At 49.2% G+C, this 25,051-nt stretch carries 3 protein-coding genes; all 3 read left to right on the top strand.

Annotated elements, in window-relative coordinates; all coding sequences use genetic code 11:
* The first annotated feature begins 3 nt into the window (after positions 1-3).
* Genes PaeBR_RS13810 through PaeBR_RS13820 form a run of 3 tightly spaced genes read left to right on the top strand, consistent with a single transcriptional unit; the run spans position 4 to position 25,048 of the window.
* On the top strand, positions 4-12,228 hold the full coding sequence (locus PaeBR_RS13810; protein ID WP_410511159.1) for an SDR family NAD(P)-dependent oxidoreductase: 12,225 nt from the start codon (positions 4-6) through the stop codon (positions 12,226-12,228).
* Complete coding sequence (locus PaeBR_RS13815; protein ID WP_410511160.1) at positions 12,225-15,938, top strand: beta-ketoacyl synthase N-terminal-like domain-containing protein; 3,714 nt, start codon at positions 12,225-12,227, stop codon at positions 15,936-15,938. The genes PaeBR_RS13810 and PaeBR_RS13815 overlap by 4 nt, the downstream gene beginning before the upstream one ends.
* Entirely contained in the window at positions 15,938-25,048 is a 9,111-nt protein-coding gene (locus PaeBR_RS13820; RefSeq protein ID WP_410511161.1) for an SDR family NAD(P)-dependent oxidoreductase, read from the top strand. Before PaeBR_RS13815 ends, PaeBR_RS13820 begins: the two co-directional genes overlap by 1 nt.
* The last annotated feature ends 3 nt before the right edge of the window (positions 25,049-25,051 follow it).

The raw sequence follows: 25,051 nt of genomic DNA on the forward strand, positions 1-25,051 counted from the left end.
CGGATGAGCAATAATGACATACATAGCAACCGCCCTTTTTATCTGTTTCTCTTTTCAGCCAAGACCAGGGAGGGCCTGATTCAGAGATTAGCAGATTTAAAAGAGTGGGCAGGGGAAGAGCCGGAAACGAATGCGGGAAATATCGCCTATACGTTATCCATCGGCAGAAGTCACTTTCATGAAAGAGCAGCCTTGATTGCGAGAGATACGGAGGAACTTAAAGCGGAGCTTCTCCGAAAGCAAAATGAACTTATGTCTCCAGCAAGCAATTCAAGCAACAATAGCAAGCGGAAGCATAGCGAAAAAGAGGATCAGCTCAGATTTTCCGGTTTGGTTGAACAATTGGAAGCCTCCACAGGAACCGATTCCCTATATAAAGAAGCGCTGCACAAGATCGCCGATTTGTACATGGAAGGCTGTGATTGTGACTGGAGCAAACTGTACCAGGATCGTCCTTACTACAAGATTCCGCTGCCGACCTATCCTTTTCAAAAGAACAAGTACTGGTTGAATTTGAAAGCTGAGAAGGAGTCGACCGGGGGCAAGGATGTGGTTCATTCCTTATGCCCGGTGCTGGATTATAATAGATCAACGGTTCATGAGCAGATTTTCGAGAAAGGGTTGACCGGTGAAGAATTTTACCTGAAGGATCATGTCGTTTCGGGACATAAGCTTCTGCCCGGGGTTGTTCAGCTTGAAATGGCATTATCCGCGGCCACCTGTTCACTACCCGGGACTACTGTTCGCAAGATAACGAATGTGGTTTGGTCCTACCCGATCCAAATGGACAATGATGAATCCGGCAAGCCGGTTCAAATCCGCTTATTTCCGGGAGAATCGGACAGTGAGCTGGGCTTTGAAATAACGAGCGTCTCCTCCGGGGAGACGGTCATTCATAGTCAGGGAAATATCGGCTATGCAGAGGAGCAGTCGAAAGCTCCATTGGAATCGATAGATATCGCAGCGTTGAGCCGCAATAAAGCGAGAATCAGCGGTGCGCAAGTCTATGAAAAGTTCAGGAAGCATCAGCTTCACTTAGGTCCCGCCTTTCAATCCATGACCGAAATGTATGCAGGGGACACGGAAGCGGTAGCCTTTATTGAACTCCCTGCACATTTGCGGGAGGATTTCGCCAAGTATACGCTGCATCCTACCGTCATCGACGGAGTACTGGAAGCGGTAATTGGATTAGTTAGCTCCAATTCAGATCATGAGGGCGCGGTAGCGCTGCCGTTTTCATTTGACAGTATGGAGATCTTCGGGCCTATACCTGCTAACTGCGTTTCTTATGTACAAAAGATCGAGTCCGGCAACAACAGCGGGGATCAGGCTTTTGACGTAGTGCTGGCAGATGAACAGGGCCGGGTATTATTGAAGTTCACACGTTTTGTATTAAAGGTTTTTTACCAGGGAAGGCAGCATAGCATCGAGGAGATGGGCTTTTCCTATCAGTGGAAGGACAGTGGAACAGGCATACGGTTAGATAGCCGGATTGCCGGTGATATTGTGATTTTTGCCGATCATCCGGATTTGGTTCAGGAGATTGCAAAACGCCATCAGGGCCAGGTGTTTGTGGTCGAACCCGGTTTACGGTTCCAGCAAGAGGGAGAATATCATTACCTGATAAATCCTTCGAATAAACAGGATTATGTGCAATTGTTCCGTGAATTGAACAGCAGAGGTTGCTCACTGGAGCGGGTTCTGTATGAAAGGCTGGAGCGTGGCGCTTCCTCGGAATTTGATGCTGCCGAAGCTTACCAAAGTCAATTATATATGGCTCAAGCCTTGATGGAGGTCCAACCCGGGCATACGCGAGTCATCCAGATATGCAAGGTTCAGAATGATATGATTGCTCCCGTACTGGGAGCCTTAAGGGGTTTCAATAAAACATTAAAGCTGGAAAACTCCAAGCTGCATTTTACAGCTCTATTCATAGGGAAGGACAGCTTACAGGATATCTATCCCATGATCGCTGCCGAGGTGGAGTCAGCCGACTATGAAGTGCTGTATAAGAATGGCAAAAGGTACATTCATACCCTCACGGAGATAAAACTGCCGTCAAACAGCGGTTCATCGGAAATACTTCGCTCGCAAGGTGTTTATTGCATTACGGGCGGCCTGGGGAAGCTAGGGTTAATCCTCGCGGAATATCTGGCTGGGCAGTTTCAGGCGAAGCTGGTATTGATCGGCAGGTCATCGCTTCGGCCGGAGCATGAACAGAAAATTGCCTATCTGAAAAGCCTGGGTGCAGAGGTGCACTATGTACGTGCCGATATCTCCCAGGAACAGGAAGCAATTGAAGCGGTGGCTGAAGTTAAGAGTAAGTTCGGCGTGATCCATGGCCTTATTCATTGCGCCGGAGTCGCCCATGACTCATTCATTGCCTCAAAGAACGATCAGCAGGCAACCGAAGTACTTCAGGCAAAAATACAGGGACTAGTTCAACTCGACCGTGCGACACAGGATGACAAGCTGGATTTTGTTGTTGCGTTCTCATCGATTGCTGCCATTACCGGAAATATCGGCCAGAGCGATTATGCCTACGCCAATGCCTTCATGGACTATTATGCCGCTTATCGTCATCATCTTGTCCAGTCGGGGCAAAGATACGGCAAGTCCATCTCCATCAACTGGCCGCTCTGGAAGGACGGAGGAATGTCCGTAAATGATCAGACCCTGCTGTTTTTCAAAAACACCGTCGGGCTTAAACCGCTCCAAATAGCGGATGGGTTGGCGTATTTTCATTCGGTCGTAAATGCCGATGTGCAGCAGATTTTGATTCTGCAAGCCAATCGAAAAAAAATCAGCGGTATTTTGGGATTGGAATCCGCATCAGGTTCTGCAGGAACGTCTCCGTTCTCGGAAAAAAATGCCGAATTAAAAGACAAAGTACAGCAGGCCGTGGCGAACATGATCAGTCATCTTATGAAGATCGATCCCGCAGCCATACAGGCTGATCAGGACTTAGGGGAATATGGCTTCAACTCCATTACGTTTACGGACGCCGCCAATGTCATCAACGATACATTCAGCGTCAGGATCACACCGGCGATCTTTTTTGAATATCCTACGGTTCGTTCATTGGCAGCCTATTTGGCAGAAACCTATGAAGTCGAGCTGCTAGATCATTTCAACCGGGGAGAAGAGCAAGCGGTTCTTGCCTCCGTTGACTACGGAACGGCCAAGACAGCAGTCTCAGGCATAAGGTGCAGGCAGAACTGGAAAAAGCACAAGCCGGACGCATCCGGAAAACGCGAGCCCATTGCTATTATCGGGATCAGCGGGACCATGCCGCAATCCAAGGATATGCATGAATTCTGGGATAACCTGAAGGATCAGAAGGATCTGATCTCCGAGATCCCCGGGGACAGATGGGATTATCATGAGCTTAACCGGTTAAAAAGCCGCCACTCCGAAAAGCCGATCTCCAGCTGGGGAGGGTTCATGGAGGATGCGGATAAGTTTGACCCTGCCTTTTTCAACATAAACCCGAGAGAAGCCGACCTGATGGACCCCCAGCAGCGGATCTTCCTTGAAACCGTATGGTCAACGATAGAGGACGCTGGATACAGAGCCTCGGAGTTGTCGGGAAAAAAAGTCGGACTCTTTGTAGGGGTGTCTACGAGTGATTACAGCACGCTTTTACAGGATAATGACATCGAGGTGGAGGCTTATTCCTCTACGGGCAGCTCTCATTGTGTACTGGCGAACCGCATTTCGTATTTATTTAATTTCCGCGGACCGAGCGAGCCGATTGATACCGCCTGCTCGAGCTCTTTGGTTGCGGTGCACAGAGCGGTGGAAAGTATTGCGAACGGAGACTGTGACCAGGCGATTGCCGGAGGAGTAAATGTTATCGTCAGTCCAACCTTGCATATCTCCTTCAGCCGGGCGGGGATGCTGTCTCCGGACGGCAGATGCAAAACCTTTGACCAAAATGCAAACGGATATGTCCGAGGGGAAGGCGCAGGGGCGATCCTGTTAAAGCCGTTAAGTCAGGCTGAAGCGGACGGGGATTACATCTATGCGGTGATAAAAGGAACTGCCATTAATCATGGCGGAAAGGTCAGCTCCTTGACGGTACCGAATCCGAAAGCTCAGGCGGAGGTGCTGGTGGAAGCGTACGACAAGGCGGGCATTTCCCCGGATACCATCGGATATATCGAAGCCCATGGAACAGGTACCAGCCTTGGCGATCCGGTGGAGGTTAATGCCCTTAAAAATGCGTTTAAAGATCTCTACCAAAAGCATCAGATTGCCATGCAGCAGACGCGTTACTGCGGATTGGGCGCGGTTAAAACCAATATCGGACATTTGGAAGCAGCCGCAGGCATAGCCGGTGTTCTGAAGATAGTCATGGCGATGAAGCATAAGCTGTTACCGGGCAACGTCCATTTTGAGCAGCTCAATCCGTTTATTGAGATGGATCACTCGCCTTTTTATATCGTAGAGAAGACGCAGGAATGGAAAACGATTCGCGGTGAGAATAGAAGGGCAGGGGTTAGCTCCTTCGGTTTTGGCGGTGTCAATGCCCATGTGGTGTTGGAAGAATACAATTGTTCCGTTGTGGCTGCCGAAGCATCCGAGCCGGGAAACCTGATTGTCCTTTCTGCCAAAAATAAAGCTCAACTGCTCAAGAAAGCCAAAGAGCTTGTTCACTATCTAACGGATCATGCAGAGATTGATGAACTGACGCTTCATAATATCGCCTATACACTGCAGGTCGGCAGAGAAGAAATGGAAGAGAGAATCGCCTTCACTGCCAGAGATAAATCAGACATGCTGAGCCGACTGGGAAACTATGTATCCCGGCCCGAAGGTGAAGCATCGATACTTTCGCAACATGTCGATAACAGGCAGAAACGGTCGGCAAAACCTCAAGCGATAGACAATCAAGCTACTGGCGAGCCTGTTGGATTTGAGGGATTAAACAGCATCATGAAACAGTGGATTGCTGGAGAATCGGTCAATTGGAGCGCGATTAATGTGAATCGCAAGGGCAGACGCATCCCGCTGCCTGCGTACCCTTTTGCCAAGGAAGTCTGTTGGGTCAGCAAAAATACGCGCCGCATCACTCCCAAATTATCGCCGGGAGAAGAGAGAAGCGCGCTGCATCCGATGGTGGACAGCAATGTATCCACCATGGAGGAGGAGAAGTTCAAGAAGACGCTGCGGCTTGATCAGTCTTTTCTAAAAGACCATGTCGTGGGAGGCAAAATCTTGCTTCCGGGAGTCGCATATCTGGAGATGGTAAGAGCTGCCGCAGACCTGGCGGGTATCCACCCGATCACGGGTTTAAAAGACATTAGATGGATTAAAGCGATTGAGATGGACACGGACCGGAAAGATATTTTTACTACCTTTCAGTTGTCTGACAATAACGAGCTGGAATATCGGGTGTTCAGCGAAGTTGGCGACCAGCGCATCCTGCATTCGTACGGAAAAATTCTGCGGGAAACTCCGGCTGCAGCTCAAACGATAGAAGTCGGGAAAATCAAGGAGAAATGCTCTGTCATTCTGGAAAAAGAAGAGTGCTACGAGCATATTTTCAAAGGGGTCGGTTTTGATTACGGTCCGGCGTTCAAGGTTACCAATAGAGCTTATTGCGCTGAGCTTGAAGGGTTGTCCGAGCTGTCCCTGCCTGATCATTTGGATGCTGAATACGAGCAATATGCGCTGCATCCGTCGATTATTGATGGAGCCGTCAGATCCGTCTCTTGGGTCGGCAGACGAACGGATGAGGATTTAACGCTCAGAGTGCCTTTTGCCCTGGATCGAATGGAGCTCATTGGTGAAGTTCCCAAGCGCTGCTATGCCTATGCCAAACCTTCTGAAGGAGCTACCGGCACCGATGATGAGGGAACAAGAAAGTATGATATTCAAATTGTGAATGAAGACGGCCAAGAGGTTGTAAGACTATTCGGCTTCTCGATTAAGCAGTACGCGCCCAAAAGCGCAGTGGATCAGCCTATTGCCAGCATAAACCTGTACACATCCAAATGGGTAGAGGCTACTATTCCGGCGGAATCAGCCGCTATTTCATCTGTACTGGTGTTCGGTACGGCCCCATTGGCGGATTCCATCCGCGATCAGGGCCTCCTCAAGGGAGTAGCTGGGGATTGCATCATTCAGGTGAGCGCCGGAGCAGGATTTGCCCAAATCAACCAGGGACAGTATGTGATTCATCCTGCGGAAGAAGCCGATTATCACCGATTGTTTGATTCTTTAATGAGCCAGGGTCAGGAACTACAACATATTATTCATGCCTGGAATATGGATGATGCGGGCGCCGTTTCAAAGGAACAGGCTCAAACTGCCGAAAATCTGGATGCGCATTTGGATCAGGGACTATATTCGATTTTATATGTATTGAAAGCTACAGCTGCCCTGAAAGCAAAGTCCAAAATCAGATGCCTTTACGCCTACACAGGCTCGGATGACCGGCAAACACCTTTGAATGAAATGGTCGCCGGATTCTCCGAATCTCTGTCTGCAGACCATCCGCTTTTCCAGTTGAGCTTGGTTCGGATGAATGAAGTAGCACCCGCTCAGGCTGCTGAACGCTTGATTCAGGAGCTGAATCCGCCCCACTTGGCTAATGGAACAGTAATTTTATATGACGGGGAAACGAGATATTTGAAAAAGCTTTTCCCTCATCAGATAATTCATCAATCAGAGGGAACGAAATTCGTCAAAGGCGGAGTCTACATCATCACAGGCGGGACAGGCGCACTAGGCATGATTGTGGCAACTGAGTTGGCGGAGAAATATCAAGCCAGGCTGGTGCTTTCCGGTAGGCAGGAGTCGGATGAACAGATTCAAGCGAAGCTTGAGCGTCTGGCCAGCTTGGGAGCAGAAGCCATATATATCAAAGCAGATGTGGCGAGTGATAGCGATACGACTCAATTAATCATGGAAGCCAAGCGAAGTTTTCACCGGATTAACGGGATCATCCATTGTGCTGGAATGGGAGATACGACCAAAGTGTCCCAAGGCAGCAAAGCAAGCTTTTCACGCATTCTTTCTCCCAAAGTGAACGGGACGGTCTATCTGGACCTGGCAAGCAAGGATGAGCCACTGGATTTATTTATATTATTTTCGTCCACGTCTGTTGAAATCGGGGATATGGGCGCGTGCAGCTACGCGGCAGCCAATACATTTATGGACCGGTATGCCGTATACCGGGATAAGCTGACCGCAGCGAATCAGCGGCAGGGCAAGACCGTGTCTATCAACTGGCCGTTATGGAAGGACGGAAGGTATCAGATTGAAGCTGCACAGCAGCAGTTGCTTTCCGATTATTACGGCATGCAGCCATTGGACAGCCAAACAGGCATGGACATCCTGGAATCCATTCTAAAAGAGGATGTTGTGCATGTATTTGCGGGCTATGGAGACCAGAAGAAAATTCGGCGTTCCTTGGGCATCGGCAGTACCGTATCAGCCGGAAAAGTGGACACCGATTCTGAAAGCAGTCCGGTAATCAGCGGGGAACTGCTCGACAGAACACAAGCCTATCTGGTTAATTTGCTGGCTAAGACGATGGGCATTTCCAAGGACCGGATCGGGCATGCCTCGCCTTTGGATTCGTTTGGACTGGATTCGATAATGATCCTGGAACTGAATGAGGCATTGCAGCGGGATTTTGAAGGCTTGCCGAACACGCTGTTTTATGAATATAACACCGTACAATCGCTTGCCGGCTACTTCATGGAACAATACCGGGAGCAGCTTGTCCGCCAATTCAAGCTTGCGCAATCTCATAAGCTGGAAGTGACGGCTCAGGAAGAGAATGTGCAAAGGGCTGATTCTTATGAGCTGCGCTCCAGCGGCACACCGCTAAACGGCCGGTTTCTGCCGAAACCGAAACAATCAGTACCAGCGGAGGCAGGCAGCGTTAATGGCGGAGTGATGGATATAGCCGTTATCGGGATGGACGGAAGATTCCCGATGGCGAGCAATATGTCCGAGCTGTGGGAGAATCTGAAGGACGGCAAGGATTGCATAACGGAAATTCCCAAGGACCGTTGGGATTACACGAAGGATTATGATGTGGAAAAAGGAAAGAAGGGCAAGATTTACACTAAATACGGTGGCTTTATCGATGATGTAGATAAATTCGACCCCTTATTTTTCCAGATGACGCCGAGAGATGCCCAGTTGACTGATCCGCAGGAAAGATTATTTTTGGAATGCGCGTATCATACGGTGGAGGATGCCGGATATACGAGGGAACGGTTAGCACAGACCAAAGTAGGCGTATTTGTTGGCGTAATGTATGGTCACTACCAGTTGATCGGTACGGAAGGATATGCCAGCGGAAATCTGGTGGCACCAAATTCTTCTTTTGCGTCTATCGCGAACAGAGTATCGTATTTGTTCAATTTCCAGGGGCCAAGCATGGCGATTGATACCATGTGTTCCTCATCGTTAACGGCGATCCATTTGGCCTGCGAGAGTATTCGCAGAGGGGAAAGTGACACCGCCCTGGCCGGTGGAGTGAATGTGACAATTCATCGCAACAAATACGTATTCCTGTGCAGCCAGCGGTTCGCATCCAGTGAAGGCAAATGCAGAGCGTTTGGCGAGGGTGGAGACGGGTATGTCGCCAGCGAGGGAGTTGGAGCGGTTCTGCTCAAGCCCCTAAGCAAGGCGATAGAGGACGGAGATCATATTTATGGAGTCATCAAAGGTTCAGCGATCAACTCGGGCGGAAAAACGAGCGGCTACACGGTGCCTAACCCGAACGCGCAAGCAGCGGCAATAGCGGAGGCGATTCAGCGATCAGGCATCAATCCCAGATCGATTACCAGTCTTGAGGCCCACGGAACCGGAACATCCCTGGGTGATCCTATAGAAATTGCAGGCCTTTCCAAAGCTTTCGGCCAGTACACAAACGATAAGCAGTTTTGTTCCATAAGCTCGGTCAAATCCAATATCGGCCATCTGGAATCGGCTGCTGGTATAGCTTCTCTTGCAAAGGTGCTGTTGCAGCTGAAGCATCGGACGCTGGTGCCGTCGATTCATACGGATGAATTAAACAATCATATCCATTTTGAGGATACACCGTTCTACGTTCAGCGCACACTGGACCACTGGGAGCAAACAGATCAGGCGCACAGCGCAGTAAGAAGAGCAGGCATCAGTTCTTTCGGCGCGGGAGGATCTAACGTGCACCTTATTGTAGAAGAGTTTGTGTCTCCGCAAGCTGCGAATGAAACGAACGCTAAGAAGCTGATCGTATTGTCTGCCAAAAACCCGGAGCGTTTGATGGAGAAGGTAAATGACCTTTACAGCTTTCTCGGTCAGTCCCTTACTGCCGAGTACAGCCTGGCGAATATCTCCTATACGCTCAACCTCGGCCGGGAAGAAATGGAGGAGCGGATAGCGATCGTATCCACGACGATGGAAGAGCTTAAGGCAGGGCTGAAGTCCGTTTTGGATGGTCAATTAAACGATTCTGTATGCATGGGAAATGCGGCGGTAGCTTTGGAAAACGGAGCAACAATTTTTGGGAATGATCCGGAGGATATTGCTTATATCACTGCACTGGCTAAGAAAAATCAGTTGGAAAGAGTCGCTAAGCTTTGGGTATTGGGAAATCCGATTGATTGGAGCATCCTGTATGCGGGCTTTAAGCCGCAAAAGGTGTCCTTGCCTTTATATCCATTTGCAAAAGAAAGGTACTGGCTTGAGAATGCAGTTGCAGAAGGAAGTAAGAGTTCTTCTTCGAATCTGGATCATCAGGTCGTTCGTACGCTGCACCCACTGGTGGATGTAAATATTTCAACGCTGCGTGAGCAGCGGTTCCGCAAGCGGCTATCCGTGGAACAGTTCTACCTGAGAGATCATATCGTCGCCGATCAGATCCTCCTGCCCGGGGTGGCTTACATTGAAATGGCCAGAGCAGCCGGGGAAATATGCGGAGAAGCTCCTGTCAGTGCGATCAGGGATGTTGTTTGGTTAAAGCCTGTCGTCATGACAGAAGACTTCAAGGATCTTGATATCGTTCTTGAGCCTGTAGAGGATGCCGTACATTATGAAATTTTCAGCACCGAACAGGGAAACAGGGTCGTTCATTCCAGGGGCTTACTGGAATTTGCGGCGGATGCTCCCGCTTACGGAGGCGGCCGGAGATATTTTGACCTGAACGAAATTAAACGGCGCTGCACGAACAGAAAGGATAAACAGGACTGCTACCAGAATGTTTTTAAGGGGATAGGCTTCAACTACGGACCGTCGTTTCAAGTTACGGAAGAGGTCTTAAACGGGGAGATGGAAACGCTGGCCCGTTTGTCCCTGACAGAAGCTTACAGACCTACATTGCAGGACTTTGTGCTGCATCCGGCTTTGTTCGACGGAGCGATCCGTTCAGTCGCGGCGGGACGCGATGCGGAAGGAAGAGCAACACATATCCCGTTCTCGCTTGGAAATGTTGAAATATTCGGGGCTATTCCGTCCGACTGCTGCGTGTACACTCAGGTGAAGGAGCAGCCGGGAGAGAATAATCAGGGACTGAACATTTTCGATATCTCTATTTTGGATTTGGATGGCAATGAAGTTGTCCGGATTGAGGATTTTATCGTCAGACCCTTTGCCGGCAAGCCGGAAGGTCAATCGGGAGATGAAATTTTATACTATACCCCGGTTTACGAAAAAGAAGCACTGACGCATGAGATTGCCGAAGAAAAGCGGAATGTGTTGATTTTTGGCGATCACGGAACAAAGTCTGCTCCATTGACCAACAAGCTGCCGAGTGGATTCGATGCTTGCATTTTGGTCACTAGAGACAAGGAATATAAGGTCTACAACGGAAATCATATGGCCATCAACCCGTCGAGGGAAGAAGACTACGTCCGGCTGCTGTACGAGTTGAAGGAAATCGGGTTTGATGCCACACATATTCTGCACCAGTGGGCCGGATCTCAAACGTTGGTGAAACCGGGTGACTATAACGAAGACAATATTGAGAATGTGCTGGAGCAGATGATGCAGGATGGAGCTTTTTCCGTAATCTACTTGTTCAAGGCATTTGTCAAAGTCTACGGACAGCGGCCATTAAAGTTGTTGTTCGCCTATCAAGGGGAATCGGGTTATTTTACAGCTCCCCATGAAATGGTTGCCAGCTTCGCCAAGTCCATTGTGACGATTCATCACAAGTTCCAAATTGCTTCCGTATCGGTTGATCACACCACCTTGAATACTCCAGGATATCAAGAGACTCTGTTCAAGGAGCTGTTTTCTGAGGGGAATAAAAGCCATACGGATATCCGTTATATCGACCAGCAGCGCCATGTCCGCAAAATTATGCCATTCGAAATGGAGTCTATAAACGGAACGACTGCAAACTCCGTGACTTTTAAAGAGGGAGGCGTCTACCTGATTCCGGGCGGGGCTGGAGCGCTTGGCATGATCTTTTCAAAGCATATCGCCCAACAATATCGCGCTCGGATCGTTTGCGTGGGCAGACAGCCGGAGAATGAGCGGATCACTCGTATGATGAATGAGCTGCGGATCGCGGGAGGAGAGGGACGTTATCTTGAGGGAGACATCTCCAGCGCATCGGATGTTAAGCGAATTATGGACCGGATCAGATCCGAATACGGAATGCTCGATGGCATCATACACTGTGCAGGACAAGGCGATTCGGTTCCGGTTACGGAATCCGACAGCAGTAGGGCCCGGACGGTTATGGGCGCCAAAGTGCAAGGACTCCTCAATCTGGATCTTCAGAGCCGGGGCTTTGATCTGGATTTCATGATTTTGTTCTCTTCCGTTTCTGTGGAATTGGGCGATTTGGGCGTCGGTTATTACTCGATGGCTAACAGCTTTATGGACCGCTTCACTATTATGAGAAATGAATTGGCTTCTAGAGGGCAGAGAAAAGGCAAAACTCTTTCCATCAACTGGCCATTATGGAGCGATGGGGGATTTGAGATCCCGGAGAATGAATCGGTGTTCTATTCCGGCTACCTGGGCATGAAAATGATGAGCGAAGGGCCGGGAATCCGCGCCTTTGAAGAGATTTGCCGTGCGGGTTCATCAAACCTAATCGTTGCCACCGGTAATAAATCGAAGATTGACCATGCCTTTAAGCTGGAAAGAAGTAAACCGGACCAGGAAGTTAGTTCGAATGATAAGGATGTTATTGTGGACCTGCTCACAAAGCTGCAGGCAGGAGAACTGAGTGAAGCGGATGTGGAACAGTGGATGGGAGGGATACGATGACGGATTCAAGCCATGAGATGAGCAGGATACTGGAGAGGATTAAAAAAGGAGAAATTGATCCTGAACAGGGGTATTCACTGATTCGGCATCTGAAAAGCTCACCAGTACAACCGGAAGGCAATGAAAACAAACAGAGTATAGACATTAAGTCACAAGGAAGCCATGAGCTGCATGATTTTGCCGTCCAATATTTGAAAGGACTGCTCTCGCAGGTGATAGGTTTGGAGGCAGGCCGAATCAATGCCCGGCAGAGCCTGGAGGATTACGGAGTTGATTCGGTAGCGATTATGGAAATTAATAATCTTCTGGATAAGGATTTTCAAAACCTTCCGAAAACCTTGCTGTTCGAATACGGCAATCTAAATGATCTTGCGGACTATTTTGTTCAAAATCATAGGGACCTACTGGATGAGCGGGCCGGGATAAACCGGCCTCAGCCATCCTCCAGACCTGAGAAGCAACCCCAGATCAGCCCGCCTGAGGTGAAGAGGGAAGAGGAACGCGCGAAATACCGTACCTTCTCCACTCCAGGCAAACAGCCTACACAGACAGTAGACAAGGAAACGCCGAAAGACGACGGAATTGCGATTATCGGCATCAGCGGCGCTTTTCCAAACGCAAGAAATCTGCAGGAGTTCTGGAATAATCTTAAGAACGGCGAGGACTGTATTACCGAAATTCCTTTGGAAAGATGGGATCATAGCCGCTACTATGATCCTGAGAAGGGCAAGAAAGGCAAGGTTTACAGCAAGTGGGGCGGATTTATCGACGAATATAATTGCTTTGATCCTCTGTTCTTCCAGATGACTCCCAGAGATGCGGAGCAGCTTGACCCACAGGAACGGCTTTTTCTGGAAAGCGCCCATAGTGCAATAGAGGATGGCGGCTATACCAGACAATCCCTGTGGAATAGCAAAACGGGTGTGTTTGTCGGTGTGATGTACGGTCACTATCAATTGTATGGTGCGGAGGAAACCGCAAAGGGAAATACCCTGACCTTAAGTTCCTCTTATGCGTCCATTGCCAATCGTGTCTCTTATTTCTTTAATTTCAACGGACCGAGCATCGCACTGGATACCATGTGCTCCTCATCCTTAACCGCTCTGCATTTGGCATGTGAAAGCATATATAGAGGGGATAGCGAGATTGCGATTGCCGGCGGAGTAAATGTAACGATCCATCCGGATAAATATTTGTTCCTGTGCAACCAGCGGTTCGCTTCCAGTGAAGGCAAGTGCCGCGCTTTTGGAGATGGCGGTGACGGTTATGTGCCCGGAGAGGGCGTCGGAGCCTTGCTGTTGAAGCCTGTGAGCAAGGCCATTCAGGACGGCGACAACATTTATGGAGTGATCCGGGCTTCCTCCATCAATCATGGCGGGAAGACGAATGGATATACTGTGCCCAATCCGAATGCGCAGGCGGCAATTATTTCGGAATCCTTGCGCAAATCAGGTATTCATCCTAGAGCAATCAGCTATGTCGAGGCACATGGAACAGGTACGTCACTTGGTGATCCGATCGAGATCAGCGGATTGACGAAGGCCTTCAGAGCCTCAACAACAGACACCCAGTATTGCGCCATAGGTTCTGTAAAGAGCAATGTCGGACATCTGGAATCCGCGGCAGGAGTCGTATCCATTATCAAGGTTTTACTCCAAATGAAGCATAAGCAATTGGTGCCTTCCCTTCATTCAGAGGTGCTCAATCCGAACATATCCTTTGAGGATACTCCTTTTTATGTTCAGCGAAACCTTGAAGAATGGAAACCATCAGAATTTCCCCGATTGGCTTCAGTCAGTTCATTTGGAGCAGGGGGTACGAACGTGCATGTCATTCTGGAGGAATACAATCAGAAAAACATTCTTCCCGGAAAAGATCAGGCAGATCCGCAAATTTTCGTCTTATCGGCAAAGAACAGGGACAGATTGACTGCTTATGCCGAGCAAATCATCAACTTTATCGACGAGCATACGATCCGGCATGTAATAACAACTGAAACGATAAGCAGTGACACGCTTAGAAAATATGTCATTACCGATATTACAGCATGTTTTCTTCAATTGGCCTCATTACCTTCGCAAATCAGCGCCCAAGAAAGCATCGAGGAGTACGGACTGTCGAAGGAAGAACTGATTTCTGTTGCTGACGCGATTTATGAAGCGTACCCGGTGCGATTGCCTATGGGACTGCTTACGGGCAGCGGCACAATTGAAAGCATTGCGGAGCTTATCCTTGACCAATTGGAGAGCGTAATTTCGGCTAAATACAATCAGGGAACAAAAGCAGAAGAAAACAGTGTGGATTTCTACAATTTCCGTCTGGAGGATCTGATATTTACCTTGCAAATTGGCAGAGAGACGATGGATGAGAGATTGGCCATGGTCATATCCAGTATCGCTGAATTGAGAGAGAAGCTTGGCCAGTTTGTTAACGGGAAACGAAATTCTACGGATGTATATGCCGGGAATATTCGCTCCGGAAGTGAAATACAGGATGTGTTTACAGAGAGTGCGGAGGGGGAAGCGTTCCTGCTGTCCCTGGTTCATTCCGGGAAGCTGAGTCAACTATGCAGGCTCTGGAGCTCTGGAGTGAATTTTAAATGGCAGCTTCTTTATACGGGGCAAAAACCGAACAAAATTTCATTGCCAACCTATCCTTTTGAGAGAAAGCGTTATTGGTATGATTCCTCAGAACCCAAGGCGAATACTCACAATAGTCCATCCAAGGCCCTGGCGGCGGTGATAGATTCCAATGAGTCCGTGTTTGAAGAGCAGTGCTATAAAAAAACATTAACGGTGCAAGATTCCTTTCTTCGAGATCATGTCATTCAAGGCCAAATGCTGCTTCCGGGTGTCGTGTATCTGGAAATGGCCTGGAGGGCAGGGCTGCTGTCCAGCAGGGAATGGAAAGTGCAGTCGATTACCGATGTGAAATGGAGAAAAACGTTGGCGCTCCCGGCGATTAAGGATTCCCAGGATGTGTATATTAGTCTGGTCTCCCAAGAGTCGGGGATTGAGGCAAGCATCTACGCGTTGCAAGAGAACGGGCAAAAGATGCTTTATTGTACCTGTACTCTGAACTATACACACAAAGAAGCTGAACCAGCGGAAGTTGCCGGACTGGATATCCAGCATATCATCCATACGAGCGATAGCCGCTTTAGTCGGGACCATTGTTATGAAGCCTTTTCGGCGCATGGTATGGAATATGGCGACAATCTGAGGGTCATTGAAGCCGTTTATACGGGCAATTACGGCACATTGTCCAAGCTGGTGCTGCCGGAGCACACTCACATGCCGCTTTCTGATTATGTCATTCATCCGGGCTTTGCCGATGGAGCAATGCAGACAGCATTGTATTCGGTCCTCAGCGGGCAGCAGAAAAAGGGTACCTTTGTCCCGTTTGCCTTGGATACTGTTGAAGTCTACAAAGCTTTAACACCGATCAGTTATTGTCTGGTTACACCTTCCAACTCTTTCGCCTCTGAACATCAGGGTTTGCAGTTTGATTTGCTGCTTTTTGATGAATCAGGAAATTTAGCAGTCAAGTTCCTGTGCCTTTCAGGAAGAGACTTGACTCCACCGGCTCCAAAAACCGAAGCCGGAGCAGCAGCTAACGCTGACTATGCATCACTGGATCATGTGCTGACGAAGCTGCTGGCCGGGGAAGCAGGGATTGATGAAGTTGAGAGAATGCTGGAGGGAATCTAATGAGATCTATTATTGAACGGGTTGCGAACGGACAAATCTCCAAAGAGGAAGGCCTTTGGCAGATCGCGCAACTAAAGCAATCGGATAAACAGGAGCTCGTTTATTTTACCAGAGAGTTGTCTGAGAGAGAGCTGGCCCCTGGTAAGGATGTCCGGCTTGGAAATTTGCTGGTTTTTGCAGCTGACAAGAGCCTGGAGATGCTTTTGCGCAATTCATTCACTTCCCTGTTCGATTCGCTTGTGTTTGTAACGGCCGGGGAATCGTTTGGCAAGGTTGAAGAATTGCGGTACCAGCTTCGTATGGATCAGCAGGAGGATTATGTCAGCCTTTTGTCCTCACTGGAGCAAAGGGGCTTGTTCCCCAACAGTATCCTTCACTTAATCTCGGAGGAATCGGTGCACAGCGATAGGCTGGATACCGCCATGAAAAGCAGCATTTATTCTATCTTTTCCATGACCAAGGCGCTCCTGTCTTTCAAAAAACGGACCAAGATAAATATCCTGTTTCAATATAAAGAGTCAGAGAATTATTCCATACACGCTGCTATGGACGGTTTTATCAAGAGCGTCATGATTGAAAATCCGAATCTGTTATTCAAAACGGTGTCCACGGATGACGACCGGAAAATGTTTAATTCTCAAATGGTTGAACATTTGCTGCTGGAGCTTGGCAAGATACAGAACGAATCTCGACAGATTCATTACCGGGGGTCCAGACGGTTCGTGCCAGTTCTTGAACAGCATGTCGCAGCAGACCATCAGGAGCATAATCCAAGCCTTGGCGTCCATCCGGTATATATCATCACAGGCGGAATGGGAGCAATCGGCTACACGCTGGCCCGGCATCTGGCAGATAGATGTCAGGCCAGCCTGATTCTGACCGGAAGAACGCCGCTCAATCCTGCGATGGAGGAGAAGGTAAAAGCTTTACAAACGGCAGGCAACGAAGTTGTCTATGTATGTGCGGACATTACAAGTCTCTCAGACACTCAAGCTCTATTAACCGAGGCAAAAGCTAGATTTCCCAAGGTGCACGGCATCCTTCATTGCGCCGGTTCGACAAACGATTCTTTCATTCTCCACAAGGAGAAAGGGAATCTGGACAACGTCCTGGCACCCAAAGTTGCAGGTACAAGTCATTTGTTTGAAGTGTTCAAGAATGAAGAGTTGGACTTTATGATGCTATTCTCATCCATTTCCGCCGTCATCGGGAACGTGGGTCAATGTGATTATGCGTATGCCAACAGCTTTATGGATCATTTTGCCGCGGAGAAGAGAGAGTCTGTCGCTTTTAAATTACTGTCTGTCAACTGGCCGCTGTGGAAAGATGGCGGTATGGCAACGACGGATGAGAGTATGGAATTCCTCAGAAAAAATTTGGGCATAGCTGCATTGCCTGCTGTTGACGGAATAAAGGCTTTCTCCTATATCAGCCGTAACCTTTCAACGAATGCTGCTGTGCTCTATGGAGACTCTGCCTTAATCAAACAAGCAATTCATGGCATGAATTATCCGGAAACCGTGAACGAATCCCGTAACAGCAAAGTCCTGAAACCGGAGGTCCCGCAGATGGATAAAGAGGGTCTGAAGCAAGGCACAGAGCAATATTTGAAAAATATTTTTATCAAAGTTACCAAGATACCGCCGCATGCGCTCGGACTTAATGATTCATTCGAAAAAATAGGCTTTGACTCGATTATGGCGATGAGCATCAATGAAGAGCTGGAGGCAAGCTTCGGTGAACTGTCCAAAACACTTTTATTCGAATATCAGACGCTCCGGGAATTAAGCGAATATTTCTTGGAACACCATGCGGAAGCAATGGCAAGAATCGTAGAACCGCCGGCGCAAAAAAAGACTTCTGCTCCTGCAGCTCGTGCGGACGTTCAGCCACCGGTTCCCGGTAAACCACCGCTACAACCGAAACGCATACAGCCGGGTGCAGCGGGAGGACCTAAAGATCGGCGGGATCGCAAGCCGTCGGGCCAAGATATTGCCATCGTCGGGGTCAGCGGAAAGTTTCCGATGTCTCCCGATTTACAGGCCTTTTGGAACAATTTGATCCAGGCGCAGGACTGCATTACAGAGATTCCGGCAGACCGGTGGAGCATTGAAGAGTATTACACAACAGACAAGAACCAGCTCGGCAAAATGTACTGCAAATGGGGCGGGTTCATTGATGATGTGGACCGCTTCGACGCTTTGTTTTTTAACATCTCCCCCAGAGAAGCTGAAATCATGGACCCGCAGGAGCGGTTGTTTCTGGAGTGCGCATACAGTGCCATCGAAGATGCCGGTTATACGCGGGACACCTTGGGAAGCCAAAAGGTCGGTGTATTTGCAGGGGTTATGTATGGCCAGTATCAGCTTCTGGATGCGGAGATCGACGGTAATAAAATAGCCCTATCTTCCGTCTATGCTTCGATTGCCAACCGGGTATCCTATCATCTTAACTTGAATGGTCCCAGCATTGCGCTGGATACGATGTGTTCCTCGTCGCTAACCTCTATACATCTGGCCTGTGACAGCATCCGCAAGGGGGAGAGCGATTTTGCGATTGCCGGAGGCGTTAACGTATCAATTCATCCCGATAAATACATATTTTTAAGTCAGCAGAAGTTTGCTGCCAGCGACGGGCGCTGCAGAAGCTTTGGTGAGGGTGGAGACGGCTATGTTCCGGGAGAAGGTGTAGGCGCTGTTTTGCTGAAGTCCCTGGAACAAGCCATAGCGGATGGCGATCATATCTATGCTGTGATTAAAGGCAGCTCGATCAACCATGGCGGAAAAACTACCGGGTACACCGTACCGAATCCGACCATGCAGGGGGCAGTCATTCAGGAGACTTTACAGGCAGCGGGTGTTCATCCCAGAACCATTAATTATCTCGAAGCACATGGCACCGGAACCTCGCTGGGTGATCCGATTGAGGTAAGCGGCCTTGTCAAAGCCTTTAAGGAAAACACGAACGACAAGCAATTTTGTGCTATTGGATCAGTTAAGTCCAACATTGGGCACTGTGAATCGGCTGCCGGAATCGCGGCGATCATTAAGGTTCTTTTGCAGATGAAGCATGGCTTGCTTGTCCCATCTCTTCATTCGGAGGAATTGAACGGCCATATCCGCTTTGAGGATACTCCGTTTTATGTGCAAAGACAGGTGAGCGCGTGGGACAGAGTGCAGCTGCAGGAAGGGAATGACCGGAAGGAATATCCGAGAAGGGCGGGGGTCAGCTCATTTGGAGCAGGCGGAGCCAATGCGCATATTATTCTGGAAGAATATATCCAGCCTGCTAAAGTAACCGATCAGGACTCTGGCCAGGACAGAATTATGGTGTTGTCTGCCAAAACGGAGGAACGGTTAAAGACTTACGCCAAGAAGATGGGCGATTACTTGGACTCGATCCAGGATGAAGCGCTCTGTCTTGACGACATTGCCTATACCTTGCAGGTGGGCAGAGAGCCTTTTGCAGAAAGACTTGCAATCGTTGCCGGTTCTGTTCGGGAGCTCAAGGAATTATTGAATGAGTTCAATAACGGCCAGGTGCGCAGCGGAAAAATATTCAGGGGAAACACAAAGGGCAATAAGGAATATATTGAGCTTTTTAATACCGGCAATGCGGGGCTCTCATTCGTGGAAATGCTTCTGGACGACGGCAATACGGATAAAATAGCTCAGCTATGGACGATGGGGCTTGAATTGGACTGGCATAAGTTGTACGAGTCAAATCACCATAAAAGGCTGTCTTTGCCAACCTACCCTTTTGCGCGAAACCGCTATTGGGTCAATGAGGTCAAACGGCGGGAAATTGCATTCCCTGCTCAGATCTCTAATGTTACTGAACCGGGCCAATTGGTGGAACGCAATTTATCGACGATTGACGGTTACCGGTTTTCCTCCCGTAATGCGCTGATCAGCCAGTATTATCATTCGTTGAAATGGCTTGGACAGGAGTATATGAACAGCTTCGGCGTATTGGCCTTTGCACGGGAAGCGGTTGAGCTTGTCGGTTACAAAAAGGATATCGTGCTGGAAAACCTGGTATGGTCCGGGATGATCAACCAGCAGCAGCCTCATCCCTCACTGGATGTGCATATATTCCCGGACGGCAGGACGTCATTATGTGAAGTGCTGACCGGGGATCAACAAGTTATTTTCCAATGTGGGATAGCCCATGGGGAGTCCGAGACGGGACAAGTATCTTATGCAAAAACCCCCTTCCAAAAAGGAGGGCAAGATGAGGGTATTCTGAAGCAGGTTCAGCAGTCACTCCGCTCCTTATACGGGTTCGAGTCGAGCTTGGAACAGGTGACTGGTTTGCAAAAAGACAAGGACACGCTGCTGGCATTCGTTGATTCAGGAGAATCCTCCTGTGACTCTTTGTCCGCTAAAGTGTTAAATCTGGCCTGCCAGGTATTACTGGCCGCAACGGTACAAGATGGCTCTGAACGTCCGATGGCGCTTCATTCCATTGAAAAAATGTCTTACCGTCACAAGGAATTGCAAGAATTCATCATCCGTGTCGAACGCACCGCTCATGATCAATATACGCTGGCAGTCGTGGCCGAAGATGGAGAAAATGTATTGCTGATACAAGGGGTTGCTTTTGACGATCTCCAGGCACAAGACCAGGAAACGGCAATGTATTATACAACCGAATGGGTTGAAAGCCCGCAGAAAATGGAAGCAAGTCTGAAAGGCGATATCGTGCTTTTCCTGGATCATACAGAAGAGCTGCCTAAATTCAAGGAGAGTTTCGGGAAAGACGCAAGGCTGGTATGTGTCACGCCTGCAGAGCAGTTCGATCAAGCTGGAGACCATTTGTATACCATGCGTTTTGACGACAAGCGTCATTATCTGGCGTTGCTTGATTCGTTAAAAGCTCGCGGGATAAGCGTTGAACAAATTGTATATTTCGCAAGCCCTGTGGAGATGCCTGTACAGGAGAAGCTGAACCGCAGCCTGTATCCAATGCTGTTCTTAACCCAGGCCCTGATGGAAAGCAGGACGGCGGGCAACATTCGGCTGCTGTATGTATCTGCTGACAAGGGTAACGAAAATAGTTTGCTGGATGCCTCCCTCGGCGGGTTCATCAAGACCCTCCGTCTGGAGAGCCCGAACTACAAATTCAAGACAGTATCCCTAACGGGGTCCGTACCTCAGGCTGCCGTTCAAGGCATTATGGAAACGGAGCTTCTGCTCCAAAACCAGGAGATGGAAGTGCTGTACAGCAGCGCAGCCAGATACGTCAAACGAATCGTACAAGCCAGCAATAACAAACCGGCCACCGCCCCCATATCCTTAAAAGAAAACGGTGTGTACATCGTTACCGGAGGCTTGGGAGGACTGGGCAGCATTTTTGCAGGCTATTTGGCGGAAACAAGGCAGGCCCGGTTAATTCTTACCGGCAGATCCCCGCTCGATGAGGGCAAAAAGCTGAAACTGGCGGCTATTCAAAAGCTCGGTGGAATGGTAGAATACGTCGTTTCCGATGCTTCCAATGCACAAGATGCGCAGGCATTGGTACGCCATGTGAAGGAGAAATACGGCAGGATTGACGGAATATTGCACTGTGCCGGCATTCATCAGGACGCTTATATTCTGAAAAAAGACAAAGCTTCCTTCGATCAAGTCATTTCCTCCAAAGTAGTCAGTACCTTGCATCTGGACCTGGCGGCGAAGGATGAAGAACTGGATTTCATCATCTTGTTCTCCTCTATTACAGGTGAGACCGGTAACCCTGGGCAGGCGGACTATGCGTATGCGAACAGCTTCATGAATGAGTTCGCCCGGTATCGGGAGCGGCTGGCCGCGGCGGGAGAACGTTCCGGAAGAACCTTATCCATAGCATGGCCGCTGTGGGAAGCAGACGGAATGCAGCTATCGGAAGAACAGCGGCAAATTCTGGCGCTTCAGACGGGGCTGATACCGCTGCCTGTCGATAAAGGAATTGAAGCTTTTGAATATTTGCTTGTGAATGGCGTCAATCCGCTGATCGTCGGATACGGGCAAGCGCAGAAGGTCGGAAGGCTGCTGGATGGCATCAACCGGGCCGAACAGGAAACTGTGGCGACTGAGCGGGCGGAAGCAGAAGGGGAAACAGACCCTGATTTACTGGATCAGACGATAAAATATCTTACCGGCCTGTTCAGTGAACTTTTGAAGCTGGACGCTGAGGAGATTGATATCACAGCCGATTTTGAGGAATACGGCATTGAATCGGTAATGGTCGGCTATTTCAACGGAAAACTCGAAGAAGAACTCGGAGAAGTTTCCAAAACCCTGCTGTTCGAATATCAAACGATACAGAGTCTGGCCGCTCATATGGTTAGCCGCTATGCGAAGCCTTTGATGAACCGTTTTGGTTCCTCCAGTGAAACTGTACGGGCGCAGCCTGCTGAGCAACCGGAGCAAGTAAGTGGGTATGCTGAGAAGCCCTTCATCTGGAAGGTATTAAAGTCATTTGCAGGACAAGCAGCCGGCAGACCCGCAATGCATCAAGGTGGATCGGACGATGATATCGCGATTATCGGCTTGAGCGGGAAATATCCGCAGGCGGATGATATTTACGAATTCTGGAATAACATCGCGGACGGAAAAGATTGCATTCGCGAGATTCCCGCAGACCGCTGGGATTACAAAAAGTATTTTGATAGCAGCTTCGACAAAGTGAAGGAAGGCAAGATGTACAGCAAATGGGGAGGATTCCTGGAAGACGTGGACAAATTTGATCCTGCGTTTTTCAATATCGCACCCAGGGAAGCCGTCATCATGGATCCTCAGGAAAGAATTTTTGCCGAGACTGTCTGGTCGGCTCTGGAAGATGCGGGGTACACCCGAAAGAAATTGCAGCGGTATCAGGACGGTTATGGTGCCAATGTAGGCGTATTTGCAGGCGCCACAACGTATTCGTATCAGCTGTGGGGACCGGAAGAATGGGAGAGGGGCAATCTCTCCTCCATGCCGAATGTATCACCGTGGTCTATTGCCAACCGAATCTCTTATATGTTCAACTTCAGCGGCCCAAGCCTGGCGATCGATACAGCCTGTTCGTCGTCTCTTGCAGCAGTCCATGCGGCATGTGAAAGCCTGAAGAACCAGGATTGCAAGCTTGCGATAGCGGGCGGGGTGAACTTATATCTGCATCCTTACAAGTATGTACTGATGTGCCAGACCAAGATGCTTTCACCGACAGGCAAATGCCATAGTTTTGGAGAAGAAGCCGACGGATTTGTTCCTGGAGAGGGTGTCGGGGCCGTTCTTTTGAAGCCTTTGAAAGAGGCTGTCAAGGATGGGGACCACATCTATGGAGTGATCAAGGCGACCGAAATCAATCATGGCGGCAAGGTTAGCGGATATACGGTTCCCAATCCCAACGCCCAGGTCAGTCTAGTATCCAAAGCCTTGAAGAAGGCGGGCGTCGATGCCGGAACCATAACTTATATGGAGGCGCATGGAACAGGAACCAGGCTCGGTGATCCGATTGAAATCAACGCATTAAATCAGGTGTTTGACGAATACAATCCGGATAAGCAATCCTGCGCCATCGGTTCGGTCAAGTCCAATATCGGACACCTGGAAGCGGCAGCGGGCATTGCTTCTATAACCAAGGTATTGATGCAGCTTAAACACAAACAGTTGGCTCCTTCGATCCATGCGGACCAAACCAACTCGAATATTGATTTCGACAATTCGTATTTTAATGTCCAGCGGCAGGCAGCCCCTTGGAAGGCGGCAGACGGAGCAACGGGCACTAGAAGAGCCGGTGTCAGTTCATTTGGCGCTGGCGGTACGAATGCTTTCGTTCTGATTGAGGAGTACAACGGCGATGTTCCGGCAGGGAAGATAAAGAGTGATCAGGTTCTTGTCCTTTCCGCAAAAACACCGTATTCTCTGAAACAAATGGCAGTGAAGCTGCACGCATTTCTGGAAACTCATCTTGATAATGATCTATCCGATATTGCCTACACGTTGCAGTTGGGCCGGGAAGAAATGGCTCATCGACTGGCATTCTCGTGCCGCAGCTTGGAGGAATTGAAGGCAAAGCTGAAACTCTATGTGTCCGATGAGAGCCGTGAGGATATTTTTTGCGGGGTTGTCTCGAAACGAACTAAGCATGCAGGATATCTCAGTGATACCTCAGATACCGCAGGTGTTGCTGCTCAATGGGTACAGGGAGCGGAGGTAGACTGGGAACAGCTTCACCAGGGTGAGAATGTGCGTGTGATTCCGCTGCCGACCTATGCTTTTGAAAGAGAGAGCTACTGGATAACCAGAACAGAATCCCGCCGAAATACCAATGAAACCGGAAAGATACATCCGCTCATTGACCGGAATTTATCCAGCTTCAACAAGCAGAAATATGAAACGGTTCTCTCTGACACACAAGTTATGCAGGATAGGGACTACTTCTCATTCATAGAACTGTTTCGTATCGCAGCGGAATTATCGCTGGAAGTTCCTTGCCATGTAATTGAGGATGTCGTTTGGGGAGTGCGGCCGGAGCTTCAGGCGGGTCGCAGCCTCATCACCACCTTGTACGAGGATGATCAGCATATTGATTGTGAGACCGGCTATGAGAACGCAAACGGCGAGTATATCGCCTGTTCGCAGGGAAAGGTCGCGATATCCGCTTGTCAGCAAGCAGAACTGGCCGATCCAGGCAGCATGGTTGGGCTCGGCGCTAATGAAATTATTCGAGATGATATCTCCTTCAATTGCAGTCAGATCGAACGGATTCAGGAAATGCGTGTTGCAGAGGACCGGGCGCTCATGAACGTTCGGCTTAAGAGCTTCGCAGACCTCTCGGATAGTAAGGTGCTTTTCTCCTATTCGGCGGTAGAAGAGATCGTTCAGTCTCTTGTTCAGCTAACCCAGCACACTCAGAACTACGAGTTGTGCGAGCTGCGCAGATGTACGGTATTCAGCCCTCTTGGCGGTGAAGTGAAGGTGTTCGCCAAATGGCGGACGCTGAATAATCAAATGCTTGCCTGCCAGATCTATATTATGGATCAACAGCAGAACATGCTTGTGACCATGGAAGAGTTGACGTTGCGACTCACCGGAGATGCAACAGCTAACGTTGAACTCCAGGGAATTCCCGCTTCGGTCTGAAAT

Source organism: Paenibacillus sp. BR2-3, from assembly GCF_046529485.1.
Taxonomy (GTDB): Bacteria; Bacillota; Bacilli; order Paenibacillales; family Paenibacillaceae; genus Paenibacillus_AQ.